This window comes from Streptococcus oralis, assembly GCF_003942875.1.
In the GTDB taxonomy this organism is placed as follows: Bacteria; Bacillota; Bacilli; order Lactobacillales; family Streptococcaceae; genus Streptococcus; species Streptococcus oralis_BX.
On sequence record NZ_RMVK01000009.1, the window covers coordinates 1 to 18,614 of the forward strand.

The following is an 18,614-nucleotide window of genomic DNA, read 5'->3' on the forward strand; positions in this document are numbered from 1 at the left end:
TGAGGCTGAGGCTGACTGACTNGAACTTACCGATGCAGACTGGCTTGCGCTGGCTGAGGCAGATTGGCTGGAGCTCACTGACGCTGATTGACTTGCACTTGCCGATACAGACTCACTTGCGCTTACTGAGGCTGACTGGCTAGCACTCGCTGAAGCGGATTCGCTTGCGCTTACTGATGCGGATTGACTGGAGCTTACTGACGCAGACTCACTCGAACTTACCGATGCTGACTCACTTGCGCTCACCGATGCTGACTCACTAGCACTTACTGATGCGGATTGACTCGCACTCAATGATGCGGATTGACTCGAACTTACTGAAGCAGACTGGCTAGCACTTGCTGAGGCTGACTCACTTGCGCTTACAGATGCAGACTGACTTGCACTTACTGAAGCGGATTGACTCGAGCTCACTGACGCTGATTGGCTGGCGCTTACTGAGACTGATTGACTCGAACTTACTGAAACAGATTCACTAGCACTTACCGATGCTGACTCACTTGCGCTTACTGAAGCGGATTGACTCGAGCTTACTGATGCTGACTCACTTGCACTCAATGATGCAGACTGGCTAGCACTTACTGAAGCGGATTCACTTGTGCTTACAGAGGCTGACTCACTTGCGCTCAATGATGCTGATTGACTTGCGCTCGCTGAAGCGGATTGGCTAGCGCTCGCTGAGGCTGATTCGCTTGAACTTACTGAGGCAGATTGACTAGCGCTCGCTGAGGCTGATTGACTCGAGCTTACTGAGACAGACTGGCTCGCACTCGCTGAAGCTGACTGGCTTGAACTTACTGAGGCGGATTGACTAGCACTTACTGAGGCGGACTCACTCGCACTCACCGATGCGGACTGGCTTGTGCTGGCTGAGGCAGATTGGCTGGAGCTCAATGACGCTGATTGACTTGCACTTGCCGATACAGACTCACTTACGCTTACTGAGGCTGACTGGCTAGCACTCGCTGAAGCGGATTCGCTTGCGCTTACTGAAGCGGATTGACTAGCGCTCGCTGAGGCTGATTCGCTTGAGCTTACTGAGGCAGACTGACTTGCACTCAATGAAGCGGATTGGCTGGAGCTCACTGAGGCAGACTGACTAGCGCTCGCTGAGGCAGATTCGCTTGAGCTGACTGAGGCTGACTGACTCGAGCTTACTGATGCGGATTGGCTGGCACTCACTGATGCGGACTGACTCGAACTTGCAGATGCAGATTGACTTGCGCTCACTGAAGCGGATTGGCTCGCGCTTGCTGAGGCAGATTCGCTTGAGCTTACAGACGCTGATTGACTCGAACTTACAGAGGCAGACTGACTCGAGCTCGCTGAGGCGGATTGACTCGAGCTTACGGAAGCCGATTCACTTGCACTCGCTGATGCGGACTGACTAGCGCTCACTGAAGCTGATTGGCTGACACTCGCTGATGCGGATTGACTTGAGCTCATTGACGCTGATCGGCTAGCACTCGCTGAAACAGATTGGCTTGAGCTCACTGAAGCTGATTGGCTCGAACTTACTGATGCGGATTGACTTGAGCTCACTGAGGCTGACTGACTCGAACTTGCCGACGCGGATTGACTAGCGCTGGCTGAAGCGGATTGACTTGCACTTGCAGACGCAGATTGACTAGCGCTGGCTGAAGCGGATTCACTTGAACTTACCGATGCAGACCGGCTGGAGCTTACTGAAGCTGATTCACTTGCACTCGCTGAAGCAGATTGGCTTGAGCTTACGGACGCTGACCGGCTAGAACTTGCAGATGCAGATTGACTAGCACTCAATGAAGCGGATTGGCTCGAACTTACTGAAGCTGATTGGCTATTACTTACTGAAATTGACGCTTGATTTGGCGTGATTTGCCCATTAAATGTATCTGAAACCAAACCATCCACTGTCGTACTTGCAGTCACCGGTCCACTAGGAAGTCGTCCTCCATTACGATCATATACTTTCTTCAACTCATTTGCAGTAAAGGTTACACTAGTCGAGCTCCCCGTTGCTTGTTTGGTGAATGTTTCCCCTGCAATTGTAAGAGTAACAGTCCCACCTGGAGTCACTCCATCTACCGTAATCGCTTGATTTGTGAGACCACCTTTTTCGTTAAGGAAATGTTCCTCAATTCTAGGTGTCTGAGGGCGAACCTCAATCGGAATCTCTACTTCATCCGTACTTCCATCTGGATAAGTTACCACCGCTGTCAAAGTATGCCGACCAGCAGACAAATTCGTATTGGTTCCAGATTTCCAAGTATAGGTTATTCTAGTTCCCTTAGTAATTCCTGTAGTAGGTAATTCTGGCGTCCCTGTAGCATTCGTGATGTAATGACTGGCTTCACCAACAGAAACAGTCCCTGAATTAGCCGTTAGAGTAAAGTTTCGATTCACCTCAGCATTGATAGCTGGTTCGTACTTTTCAGACTGAGCATGGACTTCAAATTGAATTGCGGCAGGGTTGGCTGTTAAATCTTTTACAAGACCTACGTCAGTAGTATTTCCGCTAAAATTACCTTCCTGATCATAGGTGAAAACATAACGAGTCCACAAACTATTTACTGCTTGATTTTTTCCAACAGAACCCGTGATTGAAACGGTGAAAGGATTTGATGCTGTAGCATTTCCATCTTTGGCTAGTTTATTTGTCGGAACAATCATGCTGATACTTTGACCATTACTCGTAGTGAATGAGACAACGGTTGAAGTAGCCGGATAGGCCGCGGGAACAGCAGTAGGAACAAATTTTGCATGTTCAATTCGACCACTGTTATCAGTAAACTCAATGGTCCCAGAAAAATTTTCTTCTCGATAAATTTTAAATTTTTGCCCTTCTAGAACTGCGCCACCTGTAACGGTTATTTTCTGAAGTTCTGGCTTCTCAGTATCCCTAGCAGCTCTGAAGCTAGCGGTATTTGAAGCTTGGGTCAAAGCTTGTCCATTTCTGCTGTCACGAAGTCCAGAGTTGGCACGTAATACAGCATTTGCAATACTGTTTCGAGCTTCTGTAGCTTTTTGTAGGATAGTGGCAAGGTCAGAAGCCTCACCTTTCAAGGCTTCTGCTATCTCATTCTTCGTTAGACTAGCCTTCGTGATCGCCTCATCCGAGTTCGGAAGTCCCTGCGCTTGAGCTAGAAACTGCCCAATCTCAGCAGACAAGGCCTCTAATTTCTTCCGTTTTTCTTCATTTTGTTTTTCCATCATGGCAACGGAAGTCATTGTGAGACCTGATTCAGCCGTCACATCTTCATTCTTTACAAGACCAGACTCACTTTGAGGCAAGGATTCTGTAGAAAAATCAACTGCTTTTAATTCTTTTGAAGGTTGTGATTCTTTCACTGTCTCCCGAGCTGGCTCACTTGCTTGGTACTGACTTTGAACACCAACTGAAGCTCTCTCTGACAGATTACTATTCGCTTGATTTTGTGTTCCAAGGGATTCACTTGAACTAGCAGTTACACTTTGACTGTTTGCCAAAGATTGACTAGTAGAAGCAGATTGGCTCATCGACTGGCTCATACTAGAAGAGCTTGAGGCACTGATGGACTGACTCGTAGAGGCAGATTGACTGGCGCTCTGCGAATTTAATTCTGACAATGACTGGCTTTGACTGGTAGACAGAGACAAGCTAGCAGTATCTTGATGATCCTGAGTCGTCCCCAGTACTACTGAATCTCTCGTCGCCAAGGTATCTTTTGATTCGACAGTCTTTTCAACAGCGACTGCATCATTGGCATAAACACGCGTTTGCGTCGCAGCAAAACCACCTAAGATCGTCCCCGTAGCTGCTATCCCTTTCAAGACATCCAAGCCGGTCAACTTCTGCCCTTCTTGCTTTTCGACCATTTCAGTCTTTACTTGGCTCGTATCCGCACTTCCACGCATCACCTTAAATAAGCCAAAAAGGGAAGTCGAGGCCCGTAGCCAATGCTTCCCTGATTTGATTAATTTGTACCGTGTCACACGGTCTGTTTCTCTATATTCACCTTTCTGGCGTCTAAAAAACATGTTACTTCCCTCTATATAAAAAAGAATTTATTCACCTATAAAATACTATCTTTTTATTATATACCAAATATACCGACAATTCAATATCTATAACACACTCTAAAGAAAGAAAATGATTTCAAAAATGACTTTATTTCAAATCTATTCTGTTTTTTCAATATAATCTTCATTTTATTGTTCTATTAATATATTTTATTTATTTTTTAACCATTTCCAAATGCTTTAAAATTTGAGCAAATAATTCCAATCACTCAGGGAATTGATTTTTATTCAAAATATAGAAAAAGTCCATGAATCAATAGCATCCACAGACTTTTAGGAGTAGAGTATTTAAAGGTAGTTTCACAAATGAATTAATGAGGCCGGTAGCCGAGGTAACTTTTTATCCTTTCCAACGAAAAAATCCACGAATCAAAAACATTCGAGGACTTTTTCTAGTGAAGCGTTTCGGTAAGCCACCATAGCAGTTACCGATTGTTAGATTACGACACTGAGTTTACAAATCGATTTCATTTGTAAAACGTGGTTACGACGGAAAAATCCACGAATCGATAATATTCGTGGATTTTTCCTAGTGAAGCGTTTCGGTAAGCCGATTTTACACTACGACACGGAGTTTGGCAAATCGATTCTATTTGCCAAACGTAGTTAGTAAGGCGGTTAGCTAGCCCACTTCCTACCCGTTACGACGGCAAAGTCCACGAATCGATGCCATTCGCGGACTTTGCCTAGTGAAGCGTTTAGGTAAGCCGCCATAGCGGTTACCGTCAAATGACAGCAACTTTATGTTGCTAGTCATTTGTAACGATTTACATCTTTTCCTCCAACTCTACGTCTGGATACTTGTCCGCAAACCAGCGGAGGGCAAAGTCATTTTCAAAGAGGAAAACTGGTTGGTCGAAGCGGTCTTTGGCCAAGATATTGCGACTTGAGGACATCCGTTCATCCAAGTCCTCAGGCTTGATCCATCGAACAGTCTTTTTACCCATTGGGCTCATGACTACTTCCGCATTGTACTCGCCTTCCATGCGGTGCTTAAAGACTTCAAACTGGAGTTGTCCGACAGCACCCAGCATATACTCGCCTGTTTGGTAATTCTTATAAAGCTGAATGGCTCCTTCTTGCACCAGTTGCTCAATCCCCTTGTGGAAGGATTTTTGTTTCATAACGTTCTTAGCAGAAACTTTCATGAAAATTTCAGGGGTAAAGGTTGGTAGCGGTTCAAATTCAAACTTGTTTTTTCCAACCGTCAAAGTGTCTCCAACTTGATAAGTACCGGTATCGTAAACCCCGATGATATCACCTGCAACAGCATTAGTGACATTTTCACGACTTTCCGCCATAAACTGGGTGACATTAGAAAGCTTGGCAGTCTTCCCAGTACGAGGCAGATTGACACTCATTCCACGCTCAAATTCACCTGATACGATACGAACAAAGGCGATACGGTCACGGTGACGAGGGTCCATGTTGGCTTGGATTTTAAAGACAAATCCTGAGAAATCCTTGTCATAAGGATCCACAATTTCGCCATCTGTTTTCTTGTGACCATGTGGTTCTGGAGCAAACTTAAGGAAGGTCTCAAGGAAGGTCTGCACCCCAAAGTTGGTCAGGGCTGAACCGAAGAAGACTGGAGTCAGTTCTCCTGCAAGAATAGCTTCTTCTGAAAATTCATTTCCTGCTTCTTGCAACAGTTCGATGTCATCCTTAACCTGAGCGTAGAAAGGATTGCTTCCAAAGAGCTTATCTCCATCTTCTAGACTGGCAAAGCGTTCATCCCCTTTATAAAGCTCCAAGCGTTGGTTATAGAGGTCATACAAGCCTTCGAAGGCTTTCCCCATCCCGATTGGCCAGTTCATAGGATAGCTCGCAATACCTAGGACTTCTTCTAGTTCTTGCAAGAGGTCCAGTGGCTCACGACCATCACGGTCCAACTTGTTCATAAAGGTAAAGACTGGAATGCCACGGTGTTTGACAACTTCAAACAATTTCTTGGTTTGGGCCTCGATACCCTTGGCAGAGTCCACGACCATGACCGCAGCATCCACCGCCATCAAGGTACGATAGGTATCTTCTGAGAAGTCCTCGTGTCCTGGGGTGTCAAGGATGTTGACTCGTTTGCCGTCGTAGTCAAACTGCATAACAGATGACGTGACCGAAATCCCACGTTGTTTCTCAATATCCATCCAGTCAGATTTGGCAAAAGTCCCTGTTTTCTTCCCTTTAACCGTACCAGCCTCACGAATCTCGCCCCCAAAGTAGAGCAATTGCTCAGTGATAGTTGTTTTCCCGGCATCCGGGTGGGAGATGATGGCAAAGGTACGGCGTTTCTTTATTTCTTCTTGAATAGTCATAAGTTCTCTTTCTTTGATTTTCTATTTTTAGTTGTTTCAGTAGCTAAGAATGATGTTTACATTGGATTTTACCATTCCTTTCAACTCTCCATTATAGCGGATTTTGGGGAGTTTTTCAATTGCTCATCTGACGAAAAGGCAAGCTAGAGCACAGATTGTGTCTGATTTCTCTTTTTCCACCGTTTTTTGAACAAGATATCAAAGAGAACCAGAGCCAGCGAAAGGATGACGGACACGAGAAGATATTTTAACCACAGGGGTGCATCCGGAATAAAAGGTGTCTTGTTTAACAAACCATAATTTCCACCCGTCACCTGATTAACCCCAACTAGAAAGAGATTGAGAATAAAGGTATAGGCTACAATCATATATTTCTTGAGCAAGGTCTTGTCATAGTGATTCATCAAGTAAACCAAGGAATTCACTAGAAGGGCATAGTGGCCAATCAAAAATGAAAAACTGGTGATATGGGGGAAATCATAGGGGTCAAAAACCGGGTAAACCAAGGCAAAGACCGCTCCACTTGCTCCTAAGAGGGCAAAATATTGCTTGCTCCGCCATTTATCTGGCAAGAAAACCACCGCAAACATAGCCAAACGACAATGGTAAAATGGAAGGCTATTAGAAAATGGAATCCCAAAGCCAACATACCAACTATATAGGGCTAGCAACTGGAGGATCTGAATCCCCTTAAACAAGCGGACAAATTTCGGATTTTTGTGATAAGCAAGTGCTCCATAAATACAAAGCACTAAAGTAAGCATCATAATCCCATACCAAAAGAGGGAAATGGGAGGAGGAACCGTCTGAGATCTGGTGATAAATTGATGGAACATATTTCTATCCTAACTCTTATTTTTTCTATTCTCTAGTTTAACCATTATAGCGAATTAAAAGCGATTTTTCAATTTCTATTTCTTTTCAGTTTGGCTCCCTTATTTATAGGAAATTATGGTAAAATAGAACAGACTAAAAATCATCATTTCACGAAAGGATGCAAGATGAAAATTACGCAAGAAGAGGTAACACACGTTGCCAATCTTTCAAAATTAAAATTCTCTGAAGAAGAAACTGCTGCCTTTGCGACAACCTTGTCTAAAATTGTAGACATGGTTGAATTGCTAGGCGAAGTCGACACAACTGGTATCGCACCTACTACGACCATGGCTGACCGCAAGACCGTACTCCGCCCTGATGTGGCCGAAGAAGGAACAGACCGTGACCGCTTGTTTAAAAACGTACCTGAAAAAGAAAACTACTATATCAAGGTACCAGCTATCCTAGATGATGGAGGAGATGCCTAATGACTTTTAATAACAAAACGATTGAAGACTTGCACAACCTCCTTGTCTCTAAGGAAATTTCAGCAACTGAATTGACCCAAGCAACGCTTGAAGATATCAAGTCTCGCGAGACAGCTATCAACGCTTTTGTGACCATCGCTGAAGAACAAGCCCTTGCTCAAGCTAAGGCTATTGATGAAGCTGGAATTGACGCGGATAATGTCCTTTCAGGAATTCCACTGGCTGTTAAGGATAATATCTCTACCGACGGTATTCTTACAACTGCTGCCTCAAAAATGCTCTACAACTACGAGCCTATCTTTGATGCGACAGCCGTTGCCAATGCAAAATCTAAGGGCATGATTGTTGTCGGAAAAACCAACATGGACGAGTTTGCCATGGGTGGATCAGGTGAAACTTCTTACTACGGTGCCACTAAAAATGCTTGGGACCACAGCAAGGTTCCTGGTGGTTCATCAAGCGGTTCTGCCGCAGCTGTAGCTTCTGGGCAAGTCCGATTGTCACTTGGTTCTGATACTGGTGGTTCCATCCGCCAACCTGCCGCCTTCAACGGGATTGTTGGTCTCAAACCAACCTACGGAACGGTTTCTCGTTTCGGTCTCATTGCCTTCGGTAGCTCATTAGACCAGATTGGACCTTTTGCACCAACTGTTAAAGAAAATGCCCTCTTGCTCAATGCGATTGCCAGCGAAGATGCTAAAGACTCTACTTCTGCTCCTGTCCGCATTGCTGACTTTACTTCAAAAATTGGTCAAGACATCAAGGGAATGAAAATTGCTTTGCCTAAGGAATACCTTGGTGAAGGGATTGACCCAGAGGTTAAGGAAACCATTCTGAATGCCGCTAAACACTTTGAAAAACTTGGTGCCATCGTCGAAGAAGTCAGCCTTCCTCACTCTAAATACGGTGTTGCCGTTTACTATATTATCGCTTCATCTGAAGCTTCCTCAAACTTGCAACGCTTTGACGGTATCCGTTACGGCTACCGCGCAGAGGATGCGACGAATCTTGATGAAATCTATGTAAACAGCCGTAGCCAAGGTTTCGGTGAAGAAGTGAAACGCCGTATCATGCTAGGTACTTTCAGCCTTTCATCAGGTTACTATGATGCCTATTACAAGAAGGCTGGACAAGTTCGTACCCTCATCATCCAAGATTTCGAAAAAGTCTTTGCGGATTACGATTTAATCCTAGGACCAACTGCTCCAAGTGTTGCCTATGACTTGGACTCCCTCAACCACGACCCCGTTGCTATGTACTTAGCTGACCTTTTGACCATTCCAGTCAACTTGGCAGGTCTCCCAGGAATTTCGATCCCTGCTGGATTTGCTCAAGGTCTACCTGTCGGTCTGCAATTGATCGGTCCTAAGTACTCTGAGGAAACCATTTACCAAGCTGCTGCTGCTTTTGAAGCGACAACAGACTACCACAAACAACAACCCGTGATTTTTGGAGGTGACAACTAATGAACTTTGAAACAGTCATTGGACTTGAAGTCCACGTAGAGCTCAACACCAATTCAAAAATCTTCTCACCAACTTCTGCCCACTTTGGAAATGACCAAAATGCCAATACTAACGTGATTGACTGGTCCTTCCCAGGAGTTCTGCCAGTTCTCAATAAAGGTGTTGTCGATGCCGGTATCAAGGCAGCTCTTGCCCTCAACATGGACATCCACAAGCACATGCACTTTGACCGCAAGAACTACTTCTATCCTGATAATCCTAAAGCCTACCAAATTTCTCAGTTTGATGAGCCAATTGGTTATAACGGCTGGATTGAAGTGGAGCTAGAAGATGGTACAACTAAGAAAATCGGTATCGAACGTGCTCACCTAGAAGAAGACGCTGGTAAAAACACCCACGGTACAGATGGCTACTCTTATGTTGACCTCAACCGCCAAGGGGTGCCTTTGATTGAGATTGTATCTGAAGCCGACATGCGTTCTCCTGAAGAAGCCTATGCTTATCTAACTGCCCTCAAGGAAGTCATCCAGTACGCTGGTATTTCTGACGTTAAGATGGAAGAAGGTTCCATGCGTGTGGATGCCAACATTTCTCTTCGTCCTTATGGTCAAGAAAAATTCGGTACCAAGACTGAGTTGAAAAACCTCAACTCCTTCTCAAACGTTCGCAAGGGTCTCGAATACGAAGTCCAACGTCAAGCTGAAATCCTTCGCTCAGGTGGTCAAATCCGCCAAGAAACACGCCGTTACGATGAAGCCAACAAAGCAACCATCCTCATGCGTGTTAAGGAAGGCGCTGCAGACTACCGCTACTTCCCAGAACCAGACCTCCCACTCTTTGAAATTTCAGATGAGTGGATTGAGGAAATGCGTACTGAACTGCCAGAGTTTCCAAAGGAACGCCGTGCGCGCTACGTTGCTGACCTTGGCTTGTCAGACTACGATGCTAGCCAGTTGACTGCAAATAAGGTCACTTCTGACTTCTTTGAAAAAGCTGTTGCCCTCGGTGGTGATGCCAAACAAGTCTCTAACTGGCTCCAAGGTGAAGTTGCTCAGTTCTTGAACGCCGAAGGTAAAACACTAGAACAAATCGAATTGACACCAGAAAACTTGGTTGAAATGATTGCCATCATCGAAGACGGCACTATCTCATCTAAGATTGCCAAAAAAGTCTTTGTCCACCTGGCTAAAAATGGCGGTGGCGCGCGTGAATACGTGGAAAAAGCAGGCTTGGTGCAAATCTCTGATCCAGATATCCTGATTCCAATCATCCACCAAGTCTTCGCAGATAATGGAGCAGCCGTTGCCGACTTCAAGTCAGGAAAACGCAACGCAGACAAGGCCTTCACAGGATTCCTTATGAAGGCAACCAAAGGACAAGCCAACCCACAAGTTGCCCTTGAACTCCTTGCACAAGAATTGGCGAAGTTGAAAGAAAGTGAGTAATTTACTCTTTATACACTTTTTTCTACTTTTAAAACGAGAATGAGACAAGGAGAATAAATGAACAAATTTTTACGATTGCTATTCGTCTTAGTCATCATCGCTATGCTAGGCGCTTCTATACTACAAATTTTCTTTCCATCGTACATGGGAAGCCACTCCGGGTACGGAATATCTGCTGGTTGGCAACGAGAAATTGGAATATGGAATTTAGCTGTATTGATTATTATTCTCGCTGTCAATATTAAATACGATTGGTTCTATCTACGAATCGCACTTCTTGCTCTCATTATTGGCGGAATTGGAATAGGAACAAATCACTTACTCAATTATATGGAGTATCACTCTCCTGTAAATGCTATCGGTGCTTTTGAAAATTACTTGCTAGCAATAGGGTGGATTGTGGGATGGCTCATCGCGCGCCATTCCATAAAGAAGCTAAATGCTAGTAAATAACGCCTAGTATATCTTAGATTATTTTAAAGGTTATTAATAGTTTAATAATCATTCGAATTCAGAATTCTACCTTTTCAATCATATAGTTAGGAGACACATGAAAAAGTTTTATGCTCTTTTAATGACCTGTTTATTACTTGTTTTTCTATCCGTGCCTCAAATCGTTGATGCGGGTGTCGGACATTCCAGAAGTGGAGGGAGTAGCCGCAGTAGCTCCAGAAGTAGCAGCCGCTCAAGTGGAGGTGGAAGTCGTTCTGGTGGCTCATCCTACCACTACTACCGCTCTGGATATGGATCATCCTCTGACAGTTCTGCTAGCTCTCCCTATCTAGGATTCATGTTCATATTAGTCGGAGGAATCATACTAGTTGTTATCGTCAAATCCTTGCAGAATAAGTCTGGAGATTCGAATTCAACCTACACTAGTAATGATTATCAAACGCTCCATCGTCGAGTTGAACACAACACACTGGCTATTAGTCGTGTAAAATATGGGGATCCAAACTTTGACGCTGTGGCCTTCACATCTTGGGTTAAGGAAGTCTACCTTAAATTGCAGGTTGCCTGGACTGAAAAAAATTGGAACTCTGTCCGCGCTTTGGAAAGTACCAGTCTCTACTCCCAACACAGTGCCCAACTCGAAGACCATATTCGTGCTAAAACAACCAATGTTTTAGAGAAAGTTTGTATCGAAAATGTTCGCATCAAGGAGTTTATTGAAAATCCTGACGGAAACGATACCTTAGTGGTGATTCTATCATCAATTTTACGAGACTATGTCATTGACGATGAGACTCGCCGTGTCCTTGAAGGAGACCCTAAAAAAGATCTCTTCACCGTGTATCAATTAAACTTTATCCGTCAACACGGTAGCAAAACGCAAGCAGTCAATCCAGACGAAGTTGTGAGCGACCACTGTCCAAACTGTGGCGCCCCATTGAAAATCTCTGCAGTTAGCGAGTGCGACTACTGTGGTGCCAATCTCTCTCGCAGTCCAAACCAATGGGTACTGGATACCTATGATGTTGTGGATGAAGACGAGCTTTATAATTAGGAGGAATTATGGGATTTATACGTGCAGCCTTATCAGCAGGCTTAAATAGTTTTAATGATAGTAAATTCAAGGAAGCCATTGTCCTTCCAGATAATGTCTCTGGCGACGCCTTGGCCGTCAAAGGTCAATTACTCACTAAAGACCCAGATGGACGTTCTCGTCACAGCAATCAAAATACTGGACTTTTGTCAGATGGTAGTGTGGTTATCGTTCCTCAAGGTTATACCGCTGTTTTGGTAAACAATGGTACCTTCCTTGGTGAAGTCCTCGAAGCTGGTAGCCACGAATGGCAAGCTGGTGATAATGCCTGGCTCCTTGAAAAAGGTGGTTTAAAAGGCACTTGGGAAAACTTTAAAAACCGTTTCTCTTTCGGTGGACAAGTCATCACCCAACAAGAAATCATCTTTATCCGCATGCAACCCATCGCGGGCAATAAGTTCGGCACACAAAATGCGGTCGAATACTTCAGCGAACGTTACCAACAACTGCTTAACATCCGTTTCTATGGCTTGTTTGATGTAAAAATAGCAGACCCAGTCCTCTTCTACGTGAGCTCTGTTAGCCGTCAAATTACTGACGGACAGCCATTTACTCTCCAAGATGTAGCTCAAGGAACGCTCCGTCAAAATATCGCACCAAAAATCGCGATTGCCATTGCCAAGTATACCAACGAAAACAAGGTTGACATCTATAGCCTAAATGCCAACCAAGACACCTTTAACGAACTCGCTAAACAAGAGGTCAACAAGGTTTGGACAGGCCTCTACGGGATTGAAGCAACCAATATCTTGCTTGAAGACCTCAGCTACGACCAAGAAAGTCTTGATATCGTTCGCAAGCTTGATAGTGAGCTCGTGGCAATGAAGTACAACACGATTGAAATCGAAGAACGCCGTGCTCGTAACGAAGCGCTCATTGCTGCAGCTGCTAACGAAGGAAATGGCAATGGGATGAACATGTTTATGGGTATGAATCTTGGCCAAACTCTCGGTGGTCAACTAAGCCAACAAGTCCAAAATCAAGCACCGGCTCAAAACACTGGGCAAACTGCCAGCAAGAATTTTTACATCGAAGTCGATGGAAAATACGTCCTCGTTACCAAAGACGAAGATGGAAATATCGTACCAGTCAACTAATTAAGCTCCTTTTGACATTTGAGTAATGTTGTCTTTTATGGTACAATAAAGAGTAAATTATTTTATTAAAGAGGTAAAAACATGATTGAAGCAAGTAAATTAAAGGCTGGTATGACCTTTGAAACAGCTGACGGAAAATTGATCCGCGTTTTGGAAGCTAGCCACCACAAACCAGGTAAAGGAAACACCATCATGCGTATGAAATTGCGTGATGTCCGTACTGGTTCTACATTTGACACAAGCTACCGTCCAGAGGAAAAATTTGAACAAGCTATCATCGAGACTGTCCCAGCTCAATACTTGTACAAAATGGATGACACAGCCTACTTCATGAACACAGAAACTTACGACCAATACGAAATCCCTGTAGTCAATGTTGAAAACGAATTGCTTTACATCCTTGAAAACTCTGATGTGAAGATCCAATTCTACGGAACTGAAGTGATTGGTGTTACCGTTCCTACTACTGTCGAATTGACAGTTGCAGAAACTCAACCATCTATCAAAGGTGCTACTGTTACAGGTTCTGGTAAACCAGCAACGATGGAAACTGGACTTGTCGTAAACGTTCCAGACTTCATCGAAGCAGGACAAAAACTTGTTATCAACACTGCAGAAGGAACTTACGTTTCTCGTGCCTAATCTCTAGAAAGAGGTCATTCTATGGGAATTGAAGAACAACTTGGCGAAATCGTTATCGCCCCACGTGTACTTGAAAAAATCATTGCTATTGCTACTGCAAAAGTAGAGGGTGTACACTCTTTTTCAAACAAATCAGTATCTGACACCCTTTCAAAACTTTCTCTTGGCCGTGGTGTTTATCTTAAAAACGTGGACGAAGAGCTCACAGCAGATATCTATCTCTACCTTGAGTACGGAGTAAAAGTTCCTAAGGTAGCTGTTGCTATCCAGAAAGCTGTTAAAGATGCCGTCCGCAATATGGCTGATGTAGAACTCGCTGCTATCAATATTCACGTTGCAGGTATCGTTCCAGATAAAACACCAAAACCAGAATTGAAAGATCTATTTGACGAGGACTTCCTCAATGACTAGTCCACTATTAGAATCTAGACGCCAACTCCGTAAATGCGCTTTTCAAGCTCTCATAAGCCTTGAATTCGGTACGGATGTCGAAACTGCTTGTCGTTTCGCCTATACTCATGATCGTGAAGATACGGATGTGCAACTTCCAGCCTTTTTGACAGAGCTAGTTTCTGGTGTTCAGGCTAAAAAGGAAGAACTAGACAAGCAAATCACACAGCATTTAAAAGCAGGTTGGACCATCGAGCGTTTAACACTCGTGGAAAGAAACCTCCTTCGTTTGGGAGTCTTTGAAATCACTTCATTCGACACCCCACAGCTGGTTGCTGTCAATGAAGCTATCGAGCTTGCAAAGGACTTCTCAGATCAAAAATCTGCCCGTTTTATCAACGGACTACTCAGCCAGTTTGTAACAGAAGAACAGTAAATAGAAAAAGTGTTTGACAAATATCAAACACTTTTTTCTTTGTCTCCACTATCTAAAAATCAAATAATAAATATAAAATAAGATCGACGGAGCATAGGGAATTGCATTATAGAAACTATGACAAACAATAGTAAATCGAAGACTACCCGTAACTCGATAAGCAACTGCAAATAGAAGACCAAGAATACTATAAATGATGAGACTGATGGGATCACGATGAGATAGAACCAAGTGACTGAGCCCAAAGATGAAAGAAGACAAGATCACATCCAAATAAAACTCCGATTTCGGAAAGAAGGTATTCATAAAATAACCTCTATAGATTGTCTCCTCAACAACAGGTACAATCGAAATGTTAAAGATTAAAAATATAAGACTTGATAGAGTCGTTTCTCTCCCGTTTAAGTAAAGTTCTGAAAGAAGGTCTTGGAAAATAAAGCTATGGTCAATCAATCGAATATGCTGCATTCTAAATCCATTTAAAAAAGAATAGATAAGAAAGCAAGCCACTAAGAAAGCGAGATAAGACCAACGCCAACCCTTTTTCTCGAATATAAAGAGCATCTTCTTCTTTTTCAACCACAAAACGAATAAAAAGAAAATAAGTAACACTTCTCCAACTAGAAAGATTATATAGCTGTCCATTCCTAAACCAAAGGTTCTAGCTAGAGTTATAGCCCCTAATGGCGTTAAATAAATGTACAGGAACATTAAAATCATACAGATTCCTAAATGTATTGTCTTTTTCATTCTTTCTCTCCTAATGGTAAACTCTCTATTAGGGCTATATAGAGGATAGACTAATGATTGTTTTTCTTATTTATCTAGAGTATTCATGTTTATCCATACTCTATTATCAAAATAGCTAGAACAAAATGTTCTAGCTTTTAAGTTTTCTTAGTATTTTCTAAAGCGTTGGTAACGTTCTTCGATAAGTTGGTCGAGTGGTAGTTCTTGCAATCTATCTAGCTCTGCACGCAATTCATTTTTAACGCAACCTAGCAGTTCTTTACTTGACAGCCCTGCTTCTGAGATTACCTTGTCTACGATTCCCATTTCTAGAAGTTCGTGTGAAGTGATTTTCATCAATTCCGCTGCTTCCATAGCACGACTTCCATCCTTCCAAAGGATAGAGGCAAATCCTTCAGGGCTAAGTACTGCGTAGATTGAGTTTTCTAACATCCAGACACGGTTAGCTACGGCTAGAGCTAGGGCCCCACCAGATCCACCTTCACCGATAATAATCGCAATGATTGGAACCTTGAGGTCACTCATTTCCATCAGGTTTCGAGCAATTGCTTCACCTTGTCCACGTTCCTCGGCTCCTACACCTGGGTAAGCACCCGCCGTATTGATAAAGGTCACAACTGGACGGCCAAACTTTTCTGCCTGTTTCATCAGGCGCAAGGCCTTACGATAGCCTTCTGGATGAGGTTGGCCGAAATTTCGTTTGAGGTTGTCATGAAGACTCTTCCCCTTTTGGATACCAAGGACAGTTACTGCCTGTTCACCTAACCAACCAATTCCACCGATAACCGCACCATCATCGCGGAAAGAGCGGTCTCCATGCAATTCGATAAACTCATCAAAGATTCCATTGGCAAAATCAAGTGCAGTCAAGCGACTCTGCTCGCGTGCCTCTCTGACTATTTTTGCAATATTCATCCGCGACTTCCTCCATGCAATCTCACTAATTTAGCAATTGTTTCAGGCAATTCTCTCCGTTTGACAATTGCATCAACAAATCCATGTTCAAGCAGAAATTCTGCCTTTTGGAAGTCATCCGGTAAGGTCTCACGAACTGTATTTTCGATAACACGACGTCCAGCAAAACCAACCAAACTCTGTGGCTCAGCTAGGATAATATCCCCTTCCATAGCAAAAGAAGCGGTCACCCCACCTGTTGTCGGATCGGTTAAAATAGTTAGGTAAAAAAGTCCTGCCTTGGAATGACGTTGAACTGCCGCAGAAATCTTAGCCATCTGCATCAAGCTCATGATTCCTTCTTGCATACGGGCTCCACCAGAAGCTGTGAAGAGAACGACTGGCAAGTTTTCTACCGTTGCATACTCAAACAAGCGCGTGATTTTTTCACCCACAACGGTTCCCATAGAAGCCATGATAAAGTTTGAATCCATGATCCCAAGGGCAACTTTTTGTCCCTTGATGCTAGCTGTACCAGTCAGTACTGCTTCATCCAAACCTGTCTTTTCACGCATACTAGCTAGTTTTTTCTGGTAGCCAGGAAAGTTTAATGGATCTTGAGTTTCAATACCCGTAAACATCTCCACAAAGGTGTCAGAATCAATCGTCAAATCCAAGCGTTCCTGAGCTGAAATACGGAAAGTATAGCTACAATGGGGACAAATTCGTTCGCTCCCAAGATCCTTTTGGTAAATGGTGTGTTTACAACCAGGACACTGGGAGAAGAGTTCATCCGGAACCTCAGGCTTGGCTTGTGGTTTCTGCCTTACGGAACGGTTAGGATTGATCCGAATATACTTATCCTTTTTACTAAATAGAGCCATAACTCCCCCTTTTAGTTCTCATACTATTTGAAAGTCTATTCTTTTTCTTGGTATTTTGGCAAGAAAGTTTCCATCAAGAAGGAAGTATCGTAGTCACCAGCGATAACTCGGCGGTCTGAAATCAGATCCAACTGGAAGTCTGCATTGGTTTGCACTCCTTCAATATCAAGTTCATAAAGTGCCCGTTGCATCTTCATTAAGGCATCAAAACGATTCTCCCCATGAACAATGATTTTGGCAATCATACTATCATAGTAAGGGGGAATGGTATAACCTGGATAAACTGCTGAGTCCACGCGCAAGCCAACTCCACCACTTGGTAGATAGAGATTGGTAATTTTCCCTGGGCTTGGGGCAAAGTTAAATGCTGGATTTTCTGCATTAATCCGGCACTCGATAGCATGACCTCGTAGGACAATATCTTCTTGTTTGAAAGGTAAAGGTTGCCCGGCAGCAATGCGAATCTGCTCTTTCACGATATCGACACCTGAAACAAACTCTGTGACTGGGTGTTCCACTTGCACACGAGTATTCATTTCCATGAAGTAGAAATTGCCACTCGCTTCATCGAGAAGAAATTCAATCGTCCCTGCATTTTCATAACCTACAGACTCTGCTGCACGAACGGCTGCAGCACCAATTTCATGACGAAGGGTTTTGCCAATTGCAATGGATGGGCTTTCTTCTAAGACCTTTTGGTTATTCCGTTGGAGTGAACAGTCCCGTTCACCAAGATGGACAACATGACCCTCTTGATCCGCAAGAATCTGAACTTCGATATGACGAGCTGGATAAATCACACGCTCAAGATACATAGCGCCATTTCCAAAATTGGCCTTGGCTTCACTGGATGCTGTCTCAAAGGCTGCCACCAAGTCTTCTGCCTTTTCAACCTTACGAATCCCTTTTCCACCACCACCTGCCGATGCCTTAAGCATGACTGGATAGCCAATTTTTTCTGCAACTGCAAGCGCCTCTTCAGCCGTGTGAACTTCACCATCAGATCCTGGGATAACTGGAACTCCAGCCTTGATCATTTGCTCACGCGCATTGATCTTATCTCCCATGGTATCCATTACAGCGCCAGAAGGGCCGATGAACTTAATTCCCACTTCATCACACATCGTGGCAAATTTGGAGTTTTCGCTAAGAAATCCAAAACCTGGATGGATGGCTTCTGCTTCTGTCAAGACTGCAGCAGACAAAATAGCGTTGATATTGAGATAAGATTCTGTCGCCTTACCAGGTCCGATACAGATAGCTTCATCCGCTAGGAGGGTATGAAGAGCTTCCTTATCAGCAGTTGAATAAACTGCTACGGTTGCAATGCCCAATTCACGCGCAGCTCGAATAATGCGAACCGCAATCTCACCACGGTTGGCAATCAAAATTTTACGAAACATGGAG

General features: G+C 43.8%; 18 protein-coding genes. 10 read left to right on the top strand and 8 right to left on the bottom strand.

The features are described from left to right. From D8844_RS09400 to D8844_RS09410, 4 genes are all read right to left on the bottom strand, one after another. Positions 1–3,999, bottom strand: a 3,999-nt coding sequence (locus tag D8844_RS09400; RefSeq protein ID WP_125423644.1) for an accessory Sec-dependent serine-rich glycoprotein adhesin, incomplete at its 3' end; no start/stop codon positions are given. A 676-nt stretch (positions 4,000–4,675) separates the two neighbouring features. Continuing rightward, complete coding sequence (locus D8844_RS10560) at positions 4,676–4,798, bottom strand: hypothetical protein (protein ID WP_260467554.1); 123 nt, start codon at positions 4,796–4,798, stop codon at positions 4,676–4,678. Positions 4,799–4,808: 10 nt separating this feature from the next. Next, a complete protein-coding gene (locus D8844_RS09405) occupies positions 4,809–6,353 on the bottom strand; it encodes a peptide chain release factor 3 (protein ID WP_000155101.1) in 1,545 nt (514 codons plus the stop codon). Between the two features lie 143 nt (positions 6,354–6,496). Further along, on the bottom strand, positions 6,497–7,189 hold the full coding sequence (locus D8844_RS09410) for a YwaF family protein (protein ID WP_125417816.1): 693 nt from the start codon (positions 7,187–7,189) through the stop codon (positions 6,497–6,499). Positions 7,190–7,354: 165 nt separating this feature from the next. On the opposite strand from D8844_RS09410, the gene gatC reads away from it, so the two are divergent. The 10 genes from gatC (at position 7,355) to nusB (ending at position 14,679) form a co-directional block, all read left to right on the top strand. Then, on the top strand, positions 7,355–7,657 hold the full coding sequence (gatC, locus tag D8844_RS09415) for an Asp-tRNA(Asn)/Glu-tRNA(Gln) amidotransferase subunit GatC (RefSeq protein ID WP_049484281.1): 303 nt from the start codon (positions 7,355–7,357) through the stop codon (positions 7,655–7,657). Then, a complete protein-coding gene (gene gatA, locus D8844_RS09420; RefSeq protein ID WP_125423647.1) occupies positions 7,657–9,123 on the top strand; it encodes an Asp-tRNA(Asn)/Glu-tRNA(Gln) amidotransferase subunit GatA in 1,467 nt (488 codons plus the stop codon). Before gatC ends, gatA begins: the two co-directional genes overlap by 1 nt. Then, positions 9,123–10,568 (top strand): Asp-tRNA(Asn)/Glu-tRNA(Gln) amidotransferase subunit GatB, encoded by a 1,446-nt coding sequence (gene gatB, locus D8844_RS09425; RefSeq protein WP_125423650.1) that lies wholly within the window; start codon positions 9,123–9,125, stop codon positions 10,566–10,568. Before gatA ends, gatB begins: the two co-directional genes overlap by 1 nt. A 57-nt stretch (positions 10,569–10,625) precedes the next feature. Continuing rightward, positions 10,626–11,021: a hypothetical protein gene (locus D8844_RS09430; RefSeq protein ID WP_125423653.1), complete on the top strand. Its 396-nt coding sequence runs from the start codon at positions 10,626–10,628 to the stop codon at positions 11,019–11,021. A 167-nt stretch (positions 11,022–11,188) separates the two neighbouring features. Continuing rightward, positions 11,189–11,353: a hypothetical protein gene (locus D8844_RS10620; RefSeq protein ID WP_514248617.1), complete on the top strand. Its 165-nt coding sequence runs from the start codon at positions 11,189–11,191 to the stop codon at positions 11,351–11,353. A 5-nt stretch (positions 11,354–11,358) separates the two neighbouring features. Beyond that, positions 11,359–12,075 carry a zinc-ribbon domain-containing transport protein gene (locus D8844_RS09435; protein WP_514248618.1) on the top strand — a complete coding sequence of 239 codons (717 nt, stop codon included), beginning with the start codon at positions 11,359–11,361 and terminating at the stop codon, positions 12,073–12,075. A gap of 8 nt (positions 12,076–12,083) precedes the next feature. Further along, positions 12,084–13,211: an SPFH domain-containing protein gene (locus D8844_RS09440; RefSeq protein WP_000505819.1), complete on the top strand. Its 1,128-nt coding sequence runs from the start codon at positions 12,084–12,086 to the stop codon at positions 13,209–13,211. An 81-nt stretch (positions 13,212–13,292) separates the two neighbouring features. Further along, positions 13,293–13,853: an elongation factor P gene (gene efp, locus D8844_RS09445; protein ID WP_000568640.1), complete on the top strand. Its 561-nt coding sequence runs from the start codon at positions 13,293–13,295 to the stop codon at positions 13,851–13,853. A gap of 21 nt (positions 13,854–13,874) precedes the next feature. Then, positions 13,875–14,264 (top strand): Asp23/Gls24 family envelope stress response protein, encoded by a 390-nt coding sequence (locus D8844_RS09450; RefSeq protein ID WP_000510584.1) that lies wholly within the window; start codon positions 13,875–13,877, stop codon positions 14,262–14,264. Continuing rightward, complete coding sequence (nusB, locus tag D8844_RS09455; RefSeq protein ID WP_000203650.1) at positions 14,257–14,679, top strand: transcription antitermination factor NusB; 423 nt, start codon at positions 14,257–14,259, stop codon at positions 14,677–14,679. Before D8844_RS09450 ends, nusB begins: the two co-directional genes overlap by 8 nt. Positions 14,680–14,727: 48 nt before the next feature. Here nusB and D8844_RS09460 read toward each other — a convergent pair whose 3' ends face one another. The 4 genes from D8844_RS09460 to accC all read right to left on the bottom strand — a co-directional run bounded on the left by D8844_RS09460 (position 14,728) and on the right by accC (position 18,610). Beyond that, positions 14,728–15,429 carry a CPBP family intramembrane glutamic endopeptidase gene (locus D8844_RS09460; protein WP_125423656.1) on the bottom strand — a complete coding sequence of 234 codons (702 nt, stop codon included), beginning with the start codon at positions 15,427–15,429 and terminating at the stop codon, positions 14,728–14,730. 147 nt (positions 15,430–15,576) lie between these two features. After that, positions 15,577–16,344 (bottom strand): acetyl-CoA carboxylase carboxyl transferase subunit alpha, encoded by a 768-nt coding sequence (locus D8844_RS09465; RefSeq protein ID WP_001017376.1) that lies wholly within the window; start codon positions 16,342–16,344, stop codon positions 15,577–15,579. Then, positions 16,341–17,207 carry an acetyl-CoA carboxylase, carboxyltransferase subunit beta gene (accD, locus tag D8844_RS09470; RefSeq protein ID WP_001173376.1) on the bottom strand — a complete coding sequence of 289 codons (867 nt, stop codon included), beginning with the start codon at positions 17,205–17,207 and terminating at the stop codon, positions 16,341–16,343. The genes D8844_RS09465 and accD overlap by 4 nt, the downstream gene beginning before the upstream one ends. A gap of 35 nt (positions 17,208–17,242) precedes the next feature. Beyond that, on the bottom strand, positions 17,243–18,610 hold the full coding sequence (gene accC / locus D8844_RS09475; RefSeq protein WP_000488663.1) for an acetyl-CoA carboxylase biotin carboxylase subunit: 1,368 nt from the start codon (positions 18,608–18,610) through the stop codon (positions 17,243–17,245). Positions 18,611–18,614: the final 4 nt, after the last annotated feature.